The sequence below is a fragment of the Paenarthrobacter sp. 4246 genome (assembly GCF_040546855.1).
In the GTDB taxonomy this organism is placed as follows: Bacteria; Actinomycetota; Actinomycetes; order Actinomycetales; family Micrococcaceae; genus Arthrobacter.
The window spans coordinates 56,908-72,232 of the sequence record NZ_JBEPOP010000013.1; the positions used below are offsets into that span (position 1 = coordinate 56,908).

The window sequence follows — 15,325 nt, forward strand, 5'->3', positions numbered from 1 at the left end:
CCTGTTAACTCTTGTCAACTTCTGTCCTGTGCAGCAGTCTTAGACAGTCCGCAAGAACATGATCGTTACTCGCTCGGAAAAATCAAGAAGGAGCACAATGCCCGGCTTGTCATCCCCAAGACGTCTAGCAGCGCTGAGTTTGGCCTGCGTCGTCGCCTCATCCTCGCTCGGACTGTTGGCACTTCAACCGGCCACCGCAGCCCCATCCTCCCCTTTCGGTCCGTTCGCCCCGCAAGCAGACATCGTCAGTGCTACCGATGCGGCCGTCATCACCTCCGGCCAACTCGGAGTGGAGGTCTCCACCACCTTCCCGCAAGTCCTCGGCTACATCGATGCCGCCACCAATGCGCGTTTGGACGGCACAGTCACCCGGCTCAGCACCATCACCCTCAATGGCGTGGAATACAAGGTGACCGGTTCCTCCACCGGGTCCGGAGAGGACGCCCGTGAGTACGTGCTGACCGTTCCGGAATTCGGCAACACCGTCATCAAGGCCCGGCTCTCGGTCAAGAAGAACGTGGTCTCCTTCAATGTCACGGAGATCAAGGACTCCGCTGATCATCAGGTCAAAACCTTGCAACTGCCCCGGCTGAACCTGGTGACCGTCGGGTCCGCCCAGCCCGGGGCGCAGGTCTCCGCGGCGAACCTGTCCGTGGACCGCAGCGTCACCGGTGACGAATTCACGCCCATCACCACCGCGACTCCCCTGGATGCCACCGCCAAGAGTTCGGCTTACGCACTGGCCAACACGGCAACCTTGGGTGCCGCCGTCGAATCCAATGCCTTGTACGACACGTCGTCAGGCCCGGGAGCGAAGGACCGCGGCCGTTTCTGGCGCCAGGCAGTCAGCGATGGTGCCGGTGGCGTTTCCATGGGTATCGCCAGCGGCCAGTGGCTCTACCGCGCTGAAGGCTCCGCAACCACCGAGGAACTTCCATGGACGCGCGTGGCCATCACCAGCGATGCCAATGCCGACGGCGGTGTGGACTGGCAGGACGCGGCGATCGCCATGAGGTCCATCCAGGTCAGCCCCAACAAGGCCGAACAAACGCCGGACAACGTGATCACGCACATCCCTTTCAACTTTGCTTCACAGGCAACCCACCCGTTCCTGAGGACCCTGGATGACGTCAAGCGCATCGCCCTGGCCACCGACGGGCTGGGGCAGGTGGCCATGCTCAAGGGCTACACCAGCGAGGGTCACGACTCCGCCAACACGGACTACGGCAACAACTTCAACACCCGTGCAGGCGGACTGGAGGACCTCAATAAGCTGGTCAAGGAAGGCAAGGATTGGAACGCCAGCTTCGGCGTCCACATCAATGCCACCGAGATCTATCCGGAAGCCAAGTCCTTCAGCGAGGACCTGTTGCGCGCGGACAAGGGACTTGGGTGGAACTGGCTGGACCAGTCCTACTATATGAACCAGCGCGAGGACATTAATTCCGGCAAGCTCGCCCAGCGCATCAAGGAACTACGCGAAGCCACGGACCAGAACCTGGACTTCGTGTACGTAGATGTCTACTACGAGTTCGGCTGGCTCGCCGAGCGCCTGCAGCAGGAACTGGTCAAGAACGGCTTCCGGGTGGGCTCCGAATGGGCGGACCACCTTTCCCGGAACAACACGTGGTCCCACTGGGCCAACGACGAGAAGTACGGCGGCTCCACCAACAAGGGCATCAACTCGCAGATCCTGCGTTTCATCAACAACACCCAGTCTGACGTCTGGAACCCCGATCCCAAGCTCGGTGTGAGCCATATTGTGGAGTTCGAAGGCTGGACCGGGCAGAACGACTTCAATGCTTTCAGCGAGAACGTGTGGACGGCCAACGTGCCTGCCAAATTCCTGCAGCACCACCAGATCACCAAGTGGACGGCTGACCGGATCGACCTCGCCGATGGGGTGTCCGTCACCGGAAACACGGCTGCAGAACGCAACATCACCGTAGGCGGCGCCTCCGTCCTGCAAGGTGGAACCTATTTGCTCCCGTGGTCCTCCAAGGAAAACGGCAGGGCGGATAAGCTCTACCACTACAACCCTGCCGGTGGCGCCACCACGTGGACGCTCACCCAGGAGTTCGCCAAGGCCGGCTCCTTGGAGCTCTTCAAACTGACGGACAACGGCCGAGTGAAGGTCGCCGACGTCCCCGTGGTCAACGGACAGGTTGCCCTGACGGCCGACGCCAAACAGCCCTATGTCCTGGCTCCAAAGAACAACAAGGCTGAGCTGCCCAAGAAGGCCATCTTCGGCGAAGGAACGGCCTTCAACGATCCCGGCTTCAACAGCACAGACCTCTCCCCATGGAACCCCGCCGGTACCGTCACGCAGGTCCGCGATGACAAGGGCCGGCGCTTCGCCGAATTGGGGGCAACGCCGTCGTCCATCAGCCAGGAAGTGAAGCTGGACGCCGGAACCCAATCAGTGAGCGCCTGGGTGGAAATCCAGCCCGGCAAGACCCGTCCCACCACGCTCTCCGTGGACATCAGCGGCAAGACCGAAAGCGTCACCATTGATTCTTCCAACGCAGAGAATTTCGTGGCCGGCGACGAGAAACACGGGACAGCCTTCCAGCGCATCCGCGTTGTGGTGGACGTTCCCCACAAGAACACCAAGGCCAAGGTCACCGTCACAGCGGCCGACGGCGACGCAACAGTGCGCGTCGACGACTTCCGGGCGGTGAAAACCGCCCGGGTGGCCACCACCGGCGTCCTCAGCGAGGACTTTGAAACCGTGGACCAAGGCTGGGGACCCTTTGTGAAGGGCAATGCAGGCGGCTCCACGGACCCGCGCACGCACATCACCGAACGTAACGAACCCTTCACCCAAAAGGGCTGGCACACCAACGTGATCGACGAAGTACTTGACGGAACGTGGTCGCTGATCGCGCACGACGAAAACCGCGCACCCGACGGCGGACCGGGCATGGTGTACAGGACCACCGAGGCAACAGTTCCCTTCCAGGCGGGCCACAAGTACAAGATTTCCTTCGACTACCAGAACTCCAAGGACGGCCAATACGCCTGGGTCTCCGGCTACGACTCCCAGGCCGGACCCGCAGTGACGGGCAGCCAGGCAATCGATGCGAAAACGTCCACCACACGGTTCGAGCAGACCCTGGATACCGGATTCTGCGGAGACTACTTTGTGGGGCTGCAGCGCACGGGCAGCTCGAATGGTTCGGACTTCACCCTGGACAACTTCCTGGTGGAGGATCTCGGCGCGTCCGAATCCGTCCCGGCCTGCGCGCAGCTCTCGGCGACGCTTCAAGGCGATGTGGTCCAGCAGGGCAAGGCCCAGGACTTCGTCACCACGTTTGTTTCCGATGAACCGGCAGCCATCAATGACCTGGCCGTGTCACTGGAACTGCCCGAGGGGTGGACGGCAGCACCATCCACGCCCGCAACGGCCTCGGCTCTGCCCGCCGGGGGCACCTGGACCACCACGTGGAAGGTCACCGCGCCGGCTTCGGCTGACGGCGACTACCCCATCACAGCGAGGGCCAACTACAGCACGACCTCGCAGCCCGCAGGCAGCCGCACCATCAGCACCACCACGACCGTTCGAACGCTTCCCAAGCCTCCGCAGGCCACCGTGTTCGCCAGCGACCACCCGTGGGTCAGCGCCACCAATGGCTGGGGTCCCGTGGAAAAGGATCAGTCCAATGGTGGGACCGGAGCTGGTGACGGCACTCCGCTGACCCTGAACGGGACGGTCTATGCCAAAGGCTTGGGAGCCCACGCCAACGGTACCGTCCGCTACTACCTGGGCGGGTACTGCACTGCCTTCACCGCGACCGTGGGCATCGATGACGCCCAACCCACGCGGGGAAGCGTGAAGTTCTCCGTGGTGGCCGATGGGAACACCAAGGTGACATCACCGGTTCTGGGCGCTGCGAGCGCTCCCCTGCCGCTGACTGTGGACGTCACCGGTGCCCAGTATGTGGAGCTGGTGGCCAACGACGCCGGCGATTCCAACGGCAACGACCACGCTGACTGGGCAGATGCCAAGTTCGCCTGTTCCTCCACCTCACAGGAGCCCCCGGCACCCGTGCTGTCGGGCACGGTCTTCGCCTCCGACCTGCCCTGGATCGGCAGCACCAACGGCTGGGGACCTGCAGAACGGGACCGGGCCAACGGCGAGCAGAACGCCGGCGACGGGCCCGCACTGCGGCTGGATGGCGTCGTGTACTCCAAGGGCATCGGCGTCCATGCCGATTCGAAGATCAGCATCGCCACCGAGGCCAAGTGCCGCGATTTTACTGCCGTGGTGGGAGTTGACGACGCCAAGCTGAACAAGGGCCTGCACGGTTCCGTGGTGTTTATTGTCAAGGGCGATGGACGCGAACTGCTGCGGACCCCCGTGCTGAGCGCGGACTCCGCCGCGCTCCCCCTCACCGTGGACATCACCGGTGTCCGCAACGTCGAGCTGATCGCTGACAAGAACGGCGACGACGCTGGCGATGACTGGGGCGACTGGGCCGACGCGAAGTTCAGCTGCGCATAGGTCTTTTCATCCCACACCCGCAGAGGGGCGGTGTTCCCACCGGAACACCGCCCCTCTGTGCGTTGCTTAGACGGCCCGTACGCCGGCCCGCCACACAGAATGAGTCAGCGGGATCCCCGGTCGATAAGCCAGGTGCGTGGCCGACGGTGCCTTGAGCATGTGCAGGTCGGCCCGGTGTCCGACGGCGAGCGAACCCACCGCCCGTTCGCCGTCGACGTCGTTCCCTGACTCCCGGCCCAACGCCAAAGCGCCGCCGTACGTCGCCGCGCGGACGGCCTCGTGCACACTCAAATGCATCTGCAGCACAGCAGTGGTGACGCAGAAGGCCATGGAACTGGTGTACGAGGTACCCGGGTTGCAGTTGGCGGCCAGCGCGATCTGAACGCCGGCGTCGATCAGTTCACGGCCGGGTGCCAAGGGCTGGCGGGTGGACAGGTCGCAGGCGGGAAGGCAGGTTGCCACGGTGCCCCTGGTGCCCGTTCCGGTTGCCGGGTCCCAGCCCGCCCAGGTTCCCGCGAGGGTCCGGATGTCCGTGTCCGACAAGTAGTTAACATGGTCGACGCTCGCTGCGGCGAACTCTACGGCCAGGGCAACACCTGGGCCCTCGCCCAATTGGTTGCCGTGGACCCTCAGGCCCAGGCCGGCGTCACGCGCGGCGGTCAGGACCCGACGGGACTGGTCCTCCGTGAACGCGCCCCGCTCGCAGAAGACGTCAGCCCAGCGAACGTGCGGAAGGACGGCATCGAGCATGGGCCCGCAAACCAGGTCCGTGTACTCCTCGGGATCGGAGCCTTGCGGGACCAAATGGGCGCCCAGGTAGGTGACCTCGTCCACTTCGGCTGCGGCGATGCGGGCGCTGCGGGCCTCGTTCTCGACGTCCAGGCCGTAGCCGGTCTTGCTCTCCAGGTAGGTTGTCCCCTGCGAGACTGCCTCGGCCACGCGATCCCTTACGAGGCGGGTGAGTTCGTCGTCGCTGACGCTGCGCGTGGCCCCCGTGGTAACCGCGATCCCGCCTGCGCTGTAGCTTTCGCCGGCCATGCGGGCTTCGAACTCGGCAGTGCGGTCCCCTGCGAAAACAAGATGGGAATGCGAATCCACCCAGCCCGGCAGGACGGCGCGGCCTTCGGCGTCGATCATTTCATCAGCAGCCGGAGCGGCGTTGGCAGCGCCGATCCAGGAAATCCGTTCTCCTTCGATCACCATCGCGGCGTCCTTCACGACCCGGTGTTCCAGGTCCTGGGTCATCAATTCGCCGATGTTGGTGATGACTGTGCTGCCGCTGTTCCCGTTCCTGATTCCGCTCATGACCCTATTGTTCAGCGCCGGATGGACCAGCGCACGGCCGCCAGCTGCTCCGCTGTCCGGGATTCCGGACTGTCGTCCTGTACGTTGCCGAGGATGAGTGCTGTGGCCAGCTCCGCGATCGCGGACGATGTCTGAAAGCCATAACCGCCTTGGCCTGCGAGCCAGAAGAAGCCCGGTGCTTCGGCGTCGAATCCCACCACCGGAATCCCGTCTGCAGCTTCTGTCCGGAGGCCAGTCCATGCCCGGTCCACTGAATGGATTCCCAAGGACGTCACGGTGTTGAGTTTGCTGATCAAGGCCTCCACATCACCGGCGTAGGGCTTGGCGTCCCCTGCTCCGCTTGGCACGGATTCCGACGGCGAAATCAGCACCTGGTTGCCTTCGGCGCGGAAATAGAACGTGTCATCGGCGGCACATACCATGGGTGTTTCCGGCGTCAGGGGGCTGTCGACATTTACGATGGCAGCCGTCCGTCGGTACGGCTGCAGTCCCAGCTTCTCCACCCCGCTGATGACGGCCAGCTCATCCGCCCAAGCACCGGCGGCATTAACCACGACGCCGGACTGGAACCCTTCGGTTCCCGCGCCCACTTGCCAGCCACTCCCCAGGCGCTGGGCGGAGTGGACCTTGGCCCCGGTAATGATGTCCACGCCGGCAGCTTCTGCTGTGCGGCGATGTTCCTCAAGCAACAGCGGAGCGTTGCAACCGAAGGAACCGCTATCCAGCCCTGCGGCTGTGAACGACTCGGGTTTAAGGGCCGGGCACAGACGCATTGCCTCGTGGTGGGTGATGGCATGCATATTGCCGCTGGCCTCGGCGCGAACTGTTTCTTCGTCGCCTACCAGCATGAAACCGCGTGGCGTAAGGATGGGTTCGTCCGCCTGGGCATCGCGCGCCGCCAACATTTCCAGGGTTCGAATCGTCAGATCCTGCACCACCGGCGGACCGTAGCTGGGGATAAGCTGCCGGGCGGAACGTGACGACGTGTGAAAGGCCAAGGACTGCTCGGCCTCAACAAGTGCAACCGTGCACTTGCCGGCGAGAGCCGCCGCCAAGGACAGTCCCCCGATGCCGCCGCCTACGATCACCACGTCATAATTCGAAGCCATGGCTCCATCCTGTCAGAACCGATGCTCTCTCACATCCCGCGCCCTTCAACGCAACCCTCTCTCACATCCCGCGCCCTTCAATACAACCCTCTCTCACATCCCGCGCCCTTCAACGCAACCCTCTCTCACATCCCGCGCCCTTCAACGCAACCCTCTCTCACATCCCGCGTTTGTGATGCGCGCCGGTACTTGTGGCCTTAACGTCTGCCAGGACTGCAACAATAACGGCATGCACCGCAACCATCCCATAAGGCGGGTGATGGAAGATCCCGCCAATGCACTGGACCGCCACAAGTGGCCAGCCAGCCTGCCTCCGGTAACCCAGCTTCTGGAACAAGGTCTGGATCTGCCTCCTGCAACCATCCTCGTGGGCGAAAACGGTTCTGGTAAGTCAACAGTTGTGGAGGCCATCGCCTTGGCCTACGGTTTGTCCCCGGAGGGCGGATCAACGGGAGCCCGTCACACCACAAGGTCCACGGAATCCGAACTGGGAAACCACCTGCAACTCATCCGCAACGCCGGCAGCAGCAGGCGTGGTTACTTCCTCCGTGCTGAGACCATGCATGGTTTTTTCACCTATCTGGAGAAGAACCCCAGCACGTTCGGCGACTTGCCCTTCCACGACATGTCACATGGCGAATCGTTCCTTGAGCTCGCTGTTGACCGGTTCCGCGGGCCCGGACTATGGGTACTGGATGAGCCGGAGTCAGCTTTGTCCTTCAATGGTTGCCTCAGCCTGCTGTCAGTTCTCAAGGAGTTGTTGGTTGGAGGCAAGTCCCAAGTCATTATGTCTACGCACTCGCCCCTGCTTGCCGCCCTTCCGGGCGCCCAAATACTTGAAGTCGGGCAGTGGGGCTTACGTCCAAGGCAATGGGCCGACTTGGACCTGATCACCAACTGGCGATCATTCTTGGACGCCCCGGAAAGATACCTTCGGCACCTATAGGCCGACGCTCTCGCACTTTCGTGACGAAAGTGAGAGAGCGTCGGCCCGAAACCCGCGGGACGTGAGAGAGCGTCGGCCCGAAACCCGAGGGAGATGAGAGAGCGTCGGTCTTAGGCGACCGCGGCGCGACTCTTGACGAAGGCCTGGACGCACGCTTCGACGTCGTCCGCGCTGTGCGCAGCGGACAGCTGAACGCGGATCCGGGCCACGCCCTTCGGTACTACGGGGAAGCTGAAGGCCGTGACGAAAACGCCGTTGTTGAGCATCTCGTCGGCTACCTTGGCAGCAACCACGGCGTCACCGAACATGACGGGGATGATGGCGTGCTCGCCGTCCAGGAGCTCGAAGCCTTCCTCGCTCATGCGGCGGCGGAACAGCGCCGCGTTCTCGAAGAGTCGGGTACGGAGTTCGCCGGATTCCTGGACGAGTTCGATCGCCTTGATGGTGGCCGCAACGATGGCCGGGGCGAGGGAGTTGGAGAACAAGTACGGGCGCGCCTTCTGGCGGAGCATCGCCACAATCTCGCCGCGGCCGGAAACGTAACCGCCCGAAGCGCCGCCGAGGGCTTTACCGAACGTACCGGTGTAGATGTCCACACGCTCGGAGACGCCGGCGTGCTCCGGAGTGCCGGCGCCGGTGGGTCCCATGAAGCCGACGGCGTGGGAGTCGTCCACCATGACCAAGGCGTCATGCTTCTCGGCGAGGTCGCAAATAGCCTCGAGCGGCGCGAGGTACCCGTCCATGGAGAACACGCCGTCGGTGACGATGATCTTCCGCCGGGACCCCTCGGCCTCCACAAGCTTTGCCTCAAGGTCCGCCATGTCCTGGTTGGCGTAGCGGAAGCGTTTGGCCTTGCTCAGGCGGATGCCGTCAATGATGGACGCGTGGTTCAGGGAGTCCGAGATGATGGCGTCTTCGGGGCCAAAGAGTGACTCGAACACGCCGCCGTTGGCATCGAAGCAGCTCGAGAACAGGATGGTGTCCTCCGTGCCAAGGAAAGCGGAGACGCGGGTCTCGAGTTCCAGGTGCAGGTCCTGGGTGCCGCAGATGAAGCGAACGGACGCCATGCCGAAACCGCGCTCGTCCATGGCGGACTTGGCGGCTGCGATGATCTCCGGGTGGTCTGCCAGGCCAAGGTAGTTGTTGGCGCAGAAGTTCAGGACTTTGTTGGCAGGCTGGCCGAGCTGGCCTGCTGCGATGTGGCTGGCCTGCGGGGAGTCGATGTGGCGTTCGGTCTTGAAGAGGCCAGCGCTGCGGATCTCGTCCAATTCGCCTTGCAGCTGGTCTTTGATGGCTGAATACATGATGCTCCTAAAGTTTTGTTGGGTCCGGGTGCCGTGGGATGCCAGCTACAATTCAGTCCAGTCGAGGACCACTTTGCCGCCGGTGCCGTTGCGGGCGATCTCGAAGCCCTTCTCCCAGTCCTTGGCAGAGAGCTTGTCGGTGACTACCGCGGAGATGTTGCGGTGCAGCACGGGGTTGGAGGACAGCATGGCGCTCATGGCGTACCAGGTCTCAAACATCTCGCGGCCGTAAATGCCCTTGAGCGTGAGCATGTGCGTGACGACCTTGCCCCAGTCGATGTCGATGGATTGGCTGGGAAGACCGAGCATGGCGATGCGGCCGCCGTGGTTCATGTTGTCGATCATCTCAGGCAGTGCGGTGGGGTGTCCCGACATTTCCAGGCCGATATCGAACCCTTCGCGCATACCCAGTTCCTGCTGGGCGTCGCGGACGCGCATCTTGGAGACGTCGACGGCCAGGTCAACGCCCATCTGGCGGGCCAGTTCCAGTCGCGGAGCAGAGACGTCCGTGATGGCGATCTTGCGGGCGCCGGCATGGCGGGCGACGGCGATGGCCATGAGCCCAATGGGACCGGCACCGGTGATCAGCACGTCTTCGCCGACCAGCGGGAAGCTCAGCGCGGTGTGGACGGCGTTGCCGAAGGGATCGAAGATGGCACCGAGTTCCGGGGTGACGGATTCATCGTGGTGCACCCAGACGTTGGTTTCGGGGATGACGACGTATTCAGCAAAAGCTCCATCGCGCTGCACGCCGACGGAGACGGTGTGGATGCACATCTGGCGGCGGCCGGCGCGGCAGTTGCGGCAGATTCCGCAGACCACATGGCCCTCGCCGGAGACGCGGTCCCCTACCTTGACGTCGCGGACGTCTTCGCCGATCTCCACTACTTCGCCATAGAACTCGTGGCCAGCAATCAGCGGCGTTTCAATGATGCTCTGAGCCCAGGCGTCCCAGCTCTGGATGTGCAGGTCGGTGCCGCAGATACCGGTGGTCATCACGCGGATCTTGACGTCACTGGGGCCAGCTTCGGGCTCAGGACGTTCGACGAGTTCGAACCCTTCATGGGGTCCGGATTTATAGAGAGCCTTCATGGGATTCCTCACTGCCAGGGCTGCTTCGCTGCTGCTGAGTCCATTAGAGCCCCGTCAACGATTTAGCACAACTAGATTCTTCTCAATCAACGATTTAGGATTTGCTAATGGAAATACATCAGTTGCAGATGCTTCGTGAGCTCGGCGACCTCGGCAGTGTGAAAGCGGTTGCCGAGACGCTCATGGTCACTCCATCGGCTGTTTCCCAGCAGCTCGCACTGCTGCAGAAATCGGTGGATGTGCCGTTGACGCGCAAAGAAGGCAGGGCCTTGGTGCTCACTGACGCCGGCCGCGTCCTCGCCGAGGCGGGTGCCGCCGTCGTGAACGCCATGGCAGATGCGCGGGCAGCAATCGGCGCCTATCACGATGCTCCGGACGCGCCGGTAAGCGTGAGTGCGTTCCACAGCGCGGGGCAGGCACTGTTCGCGCCATTGGCGGCGCTGCTGGCATCCGGAACAGCATCCGACGGCGGGAAGTCGCCCCGCCTGCGACTGTCCGACGAGGATGTAGCCCAGGAAGATTTTCCGGGGTTGGCCGCACGGTACGACCTCGTTTTGGCACACCGGATGGACAACAGCCCGCAGTGGCCGGAGGACAAAGTAGCGGTGATTCCACTCGCAGACGAGCCCCTGGACATCGCTCTCCCGGCGGACCACCCCCTGGCGGCCCGGCCGGAACTGAAGCCATCCGACGTCGTGGGTGAATCCTGGGTGACAAGCCGCGATGGTTACTCCCCCGCGGACGTGCTGGCCGCCGTCGTTGCCGTGAGCGGCAGACCGGCCGAGGTGCTGCACCGGATCAACGACTATTCGACCGTTGCGGCGCTGGTCTCCGCGGGCGGGGCGATCGGGCTGTTGCCGCGGTTCACAGCGCGCCGTGTGTTGGATGCCGGAGTGGTGCTGCGTCCGCTGTCCGGCGTGAACTCGGTGCGTAAGATCGACATCCTGGCCCGGCCGGAGACGCTCAAACGGAAATCGGTCATGACGGTTTGCGAGTCACTTCAAACCGTCATGACCGAGCTTGTGGAGCTGTCCGGCCCCCGCTAAACGTGCGCAGTCAGTCGCGGACCAGGGCGGGCTGGCCTGCGTCGAAGTACTCCACCAGTTCGGCAGGGAGCTCCGGGACCTCGCGCGCAGAGCCGTCACCGCGGAGTGATTCCGCGGCAAGGATGCCGGCCACGACTGCCTGCCGGGCTGCAATGGGACTGGTCTGGGTCACCCCGCCGGACGAGGCGAACCGCAGGAACTCCTCGATCAAGCGGGGATCCGCGCCACCGTGGCCTCCTTCACCGTCCTGGATGGTAATGACCTCGTCCGGTGCCGCGTAGCCCGATGACCGGCTGGTCCACACATTGATGGTCTCGCCCGGCCCGTCACCGAGGTTCTCGATGCGGCCCTTGGTGCCGATAACGGTGTAGTTGCGCCAGTAGTCAGGTGTGAAGTGGCACTGCTGGTAGGAGGCAAGCACACCATTGTCCAGCACCATGTTCATCATGGAGATGTCCTCGACATCGATCACTTCCGCCAGGTCCTTCTGCTCCGTGGGCGGCCAGTTGTCCATGGAGAACCAGTCACCCATGCGCTTTCCGGCGTTGTTGCTGCGGTTCGCGACGCCACCGTACACCGCGAGATCGCCGACAGCGGCAACCCGCTTGGTGTAGCCCCCGGCAAGCCAGTGGATCACGTCGATGTCGTGGGCACCTTTTTGGAGCAGAAGTGAGGTGACGTTGGCGCGCTGGGCATGCCAATCCTTGAAGTAGTAGTCACCACCGTGACCCACGAAGTGACGGCACCAGACCGCCTTGACCTCGCCAATCCTGCCGTCCTCAATGAGTTGGCGCATCTGTACCACAACTGGCATGTGCCGCATGTTGTGGCCGACGTAGAGGCGCGTTCCGGTTTCGTAGGCCGTCGCCAGGATCCGGTCCGCAGCCTCAATCGTGATGTCCAGCGGCTTCTCGCAGAAAGTGGGGATGCCCGCCTTGAGCGTACGGACCGCGACGGCGGCATGCTGGTTATCGGGGGTCAGGACCAGGACGGCATCAATCCCACTGCTCAGCAGTTCTTCCAGATCCCCGGTGACGTGGGCCGTTGGGATCCGTTCTGCAGCATCTGCCCGGCCCCGTTCGCTGAGGTCGCAGACAATTGTGACCTCAGAACCCTGGCCTGGCTTGTGGGCGTGTTTCCATAGCCCTGAACGCAGGCCGAAACCTACGATGCCAACCTTCAAATCCTTTTCCATGGTGTGCAATTTCCTTCTTCTGTTCCTTAGTAAAGTCTGGTTGCGGCGCTGCGGTGCGGCGCCGATTCACGCACGAACAAGTGCCACGGGAAATCGAGGACGCCGGGATCCTCCGCCGCGCTGGTGCCAGCGGGGCCTGTCGCCCGCCGCAGGAGCAGCCGGGCCAGCTTGTCGAAGAAATCCACTGGACCTACGGTGCTGAGCGAGGGCGACATCCGCTCACCCTCCACCGTGTTGCCCACACCGATGATGTCCACATCGGTGCCCACGGAAAGACCTAAACGCTGGGCAGCATTAATGGCGCTGACGGCTGCATAATCCGTGGTGGCATAGATGGCAGTTGGCCGGTCCGCCATGCTGAGCACCCGGGTTGCCGCAGCATATGCCCCTGCGCTGGTGCCATCGAACAACCCCACGTAATCCTCGCGTTCCGGAATGCCCGCCTGCTCCAGCGCCTCGGCATATGCCCGGTACCGGGTACCGCCGGATGTGCCGGCCGCCGTCGCAGGAGTCAAGCAAGCAATCCTGCGATGGCCGTGGAGCAGGTGATCCACGGCCATTCGACAGCCTGGGCCCGCAATGGATCGGATAACGTCGAAGCCGTCAGCCGAGACCTCTTCGTCAAAGACCACCATGGTGGTTCCGTGCTCTGCCAGTTTGCGCAAGGCACCCCGCTGGTCAGGACGGACGGCGTCAACGAACACTGCATCGGCGTTGTGCGTGCCGAGCACTTTGACCCAGTCGGCGTCTCCAAGGATCATCGGCGTGATCCCCAAGGGACCGGCCGCCTTTTGCACGGCCTCGATCACGGACAAGGACCATGGATCGGACAGCATGGTCAGCGACAGGATCACCGTATTGGTCCGGCCGGTGCGAATCGCACGGGCTGCCGGGTTGGGGCGGTAGCCCAGCCGCTCCGCAGCCGCCTTGACCTTCTCCGCCGTCGGATCCGAGACTCCCGGTCCGCTGTCACCGCGGCGGCCGGACAGCACGTAGGAGACTGTGGCCGTGGACACTCCCGCCAGTTCGGCCACCATGCGGATGGTGGGCCGGACTCCGGTGGTGCTTGCTTTTGCCATGGTTCCCCCTGCTGATCTTCTCTGTCTTGGCGCGTTGGTTCGTTTGTTGGTTTGAGGCTAGCTTCTGAACACCGGGACGTTGGGGTCCAACGCGGCCTGGTACTCATCGCGCATCTTGTCGCCGCCTTCGCTCTTCCAGCGCTTGACGGCATCCTTGAGCTCGTCGACCTTGGCGCGGCCGGTGATGATGTCCACCACCTTGTCGCGAAGCTGCTTGGTGATCTTCGCTCCCACTTTGGCGTTGGTGTCCGAGTAGGAACCGTTAGTGGGGTTGCGCCACGCGAATTCGAGGAGCTTTTCCTCCTGCTGGCTGACGTACCGGGTGTCGTCGTCGAATCCCGGGTTGAAGATGACGTTCTCCGGGCTGGACATAATGTTCAACGCCGAGACGAGGCCGGGTGCGTTGGTAGTTCCCGTTTCGGTGCGCGCCGGGTTCCCGGAAGCGTCGATGGTGTAGTCCTCGCCGAGCTCGCCAAAGTTCTTCTGCAGGTACTCCACCGTGCCAAACGGCGCTGACAGGTAGTTGATGAGAGCCAGCAGTTCACGGATCTTGCCCTCTTCGGCCTTCTTGAAAGGCGTGAAACCCACCGTGCCGTAGCCCATGTCGTACACAGGCTTGACCTTGCCGTCGGCGCTGAAAGGAATGAGGACATCAAACTGGGCAGTCTTGTTAAGCGCACGGTAGCTGCGGATATCGTGCGGGCCCACCACAACCTGAGCGGCCACACTGCCGTTTGCCACGCGGGAGCGGATGTCCGTGGCCTTGGAGTCAGGGTAGAACACACCCGCAGCGAACATCTTGGCAGTGAACTCCACACCGGCCAGGTATTCGTCGGTTTCATACAGGTGGGTCAGGGTGCGGTCCTTGTTGACGGCCCAGCTGTTGGGAGCGCCAAACCATTCCGTGACCATATGGAGGGCGTTGATGTAGGCCGGTTCCAGCGCATATTGCTGGTCGCCGGGACGGGTCAGTTCCTTGGCCTTCTCCAGGAACTCCTCGGCGTTGCTCGCTTCAAATCCGCCGACTTTTGCCCACATATCGTGGTTGCCCAGGTACACCTGGCCGAACGGGGTACTGGGGATGGGAGCTCCCCAGATCTTGCCGTTCACGACGGCGGTCTTCCAGGAATCGGGCTTCAGTGCAGCCAGGTTGGGGTACTCCAGCACGGCGTCACCGGAGAGGTACGGCGTCAGGTCCTGGAACTTGGCCTCAAGCATGGGTCCGACATTGGGGATGCCCTGGTTCGGTGGCACCCACATCATGTCCGGGAGATCGTTGCTGGCCAGGACGGTGGCGAACTTGGCCGGATAGCCGTCGCCAATGTCTTCGGCGATCTGCAGCTCCAGGTCCCCGCCGAGCTTGGCATTGAGCCGCTGCCAGAAGGGGTTGTCCTTCAGGCCCGGGCTCATGGTGTCGAAGGTTTCGGTCAGGCCGGTCACCTTGCCCTTGAGCGGCGGCGTCTTCACGGACTGCACAGCGGTGGGCAGCTTGAAGTAGCCGGCTTGGAGGCCCTTGGCGTTGCCCGCGATGTCCGGGGTGACGCCGGTGAATTCCTTGTACGTGGGCAACTTGACCGACGCGGAGGCAGCGGCGCCTCCGTTGTTCGCGGCTCCGCCACCACCGCAGGCGGACAAGCCTGCAGCGGTCACGGCCAAGCCAGCGAGGCCAAGGAAACCGCGGCGGCTGAATCCAGCCTGAGAGGTAGTGCTTGTCATGGCATAACCCTTTCTGGTTATTTGCATTT

General features: G+C 63.2%; 10 protein-coding genes. 3 read left to right on the forward strand and 7 right to left on the reverse strand.

Annotated features, from left to right (window positions below):
* Positions 1-97: 97 nt before the first annotated feature.
* The gene (locus ABIE35_RS20110) at positions 98-4,504 is read left to right on the forward strand and encodes an endo-alpha-N-acetylgalactosaminidase family protein (RefSeq protein ID WP_354517644.1); all 4,407 of its coding nucleotides are present in this window, start codon (positions 98-100) and stop codon (positions 4,502-4,504) included.
* 66 nt (positions 4,505-4,570) lie between these two features.
* Here ABIE35_RS20110 and hutI read toward each other — a convergent pair whose 3' ends face one another.
* Together hutI and ABIE35_RS20120 are read right to left on the reverse strand one after the other, a co-directional pair.
* Positions 4,571-5,809 carry an imidazolonepropionase gene (hutI, locus tag ABIE35_RS20115; RefSeq protein WP_502921401.1) on the reverse strand — a complete coding sequence of 413 codons (1,239 nt, stop codon included), beginning with the start codon at positions 5,807-5,809 and terminating at the stop codon, positions 4,571-4,573.
* 11 nt (positions 5,810-5,820) lie between these two features.
* Entirely contained in the window at positions 5,821-6,918 is a 1,098-nt protein-coding gene (locus ABIE35_RS20120) for an NAD(P)/FAD-dependent oxidoreductase (protein ID WP_354517645.1), read from the reverse strand.
* 259 nt (positions 6,919-7,177) lie between these two features.
* Here ABIE35_RS20120 and ABIE35_RS20125 point away from each other — a divergent pair, with 259 nt between their 5' ends.
* On the forward strand, positions 7,178-7,864 hold the full coding sequence (locus ABIE35_RS20125; RefSeq protein WP_354517647.1) for an AAA family ATPase: 687 nt from the start codon (positions 7,178-7,180) through the stop codon (positions 7,862-7,864).
* Between the two features lie 110 nt (positions 7,865-7,974).
* Here ABIE35_RS20125 and ABIE35_RS20130 read toward each other — a convergent pair whose 3' ends face one another.
* On the reverse strand, positions 7,975-9,168 hold the full coding sequence (locus ABIE35_RS20130) for a glycine C-acetyltransferase (RefSeq protein WP_354517648.1): 1,194 nt from the start codon (positions 9,166-9,168) through the stop codon (positions 7,975-7,977).
* Positions 9,169-9,213: 45 nt separating this feature from the next.
* Positions 9,214-10,260, reverse strand: coding sequence for an L-threonine 3-dehydrogenase (gene tdh / locus ABIE35_RS20135; protein ID WP_354517650.1), 1,047 nt, complete (start codon positions 10,258-10,260; stop codon positions 9,214-9,216).
* Positions 10,261-10,367: 107 nt separating this feature from the next.
* Between tdh and ABIE35_RS20140 the strand changes: the two genes are divergently transcribed.
* Positions 10,368-11,306 carry a LysR family transcriptional regulator gene (locus ABIE35_RS20140; protein ID WP_354517651.1) on the forward strand — a complete coding sequence of 313 codons (939 nt, stop codon included), beginning with the start codon at positions 10,368-10,370 and terminating at the stop codon, positions 11,304-11,306.
* 10 nt (positions 11,307-11,316) lie between these two features.
* Here ABIE35_RS20140 and ABIE35_RS20145 read toward each other — a convergent pair whose 3' ends face one another.
* The 3 genes from ABIE35_RS20145 to ABIE35_RS20155 are packed head-to-tail and all read right to left on the reverse strand — an operon-like array spanning position 11,317 to position 15,296.
* Positions 11,317-12,510 (reverse strand): Gfo/Idh/MocA family protein, encoded by a 1,194-nt coding sequence (locus tag ABIE35_RS20145; RefSeq protein ID WP_354517653.1) that lies wholly within the window; start codon positions 12,508-12,510, stop codon positions 11,317-11,319.
* A 17-nt stretch (positions 12,511-12,527) separates the two neighbouring features.
* Positions 12,528-13,580 carry a LacI family DNA-binding transcriptional regulator gene (locus ABIE35_RS20150; RefSeq protein WP_354517655.1) on the reverse strand — a complete coding sequence of 351 codons (1,053 nt, stop codon included), beginning with the start codon at positions 13,578-13,580 and terminating at the stop codon, positions 12,528-12,530.
* Between the two features lie 57 nt (positions 13,581-13,637).
* A complete protein-coding gene (locus ABIE35_RS20155; protein ID WP_354517656.1) occupies positions 13,638-15,296 on the reverse strand; it encodes a type 2 periplasmic-binding domain-containing protein in 1,659 nt (552 codons plus the stop codon).
* Positions 15,297-15,325: the final 29 nt, after the last annotated feature.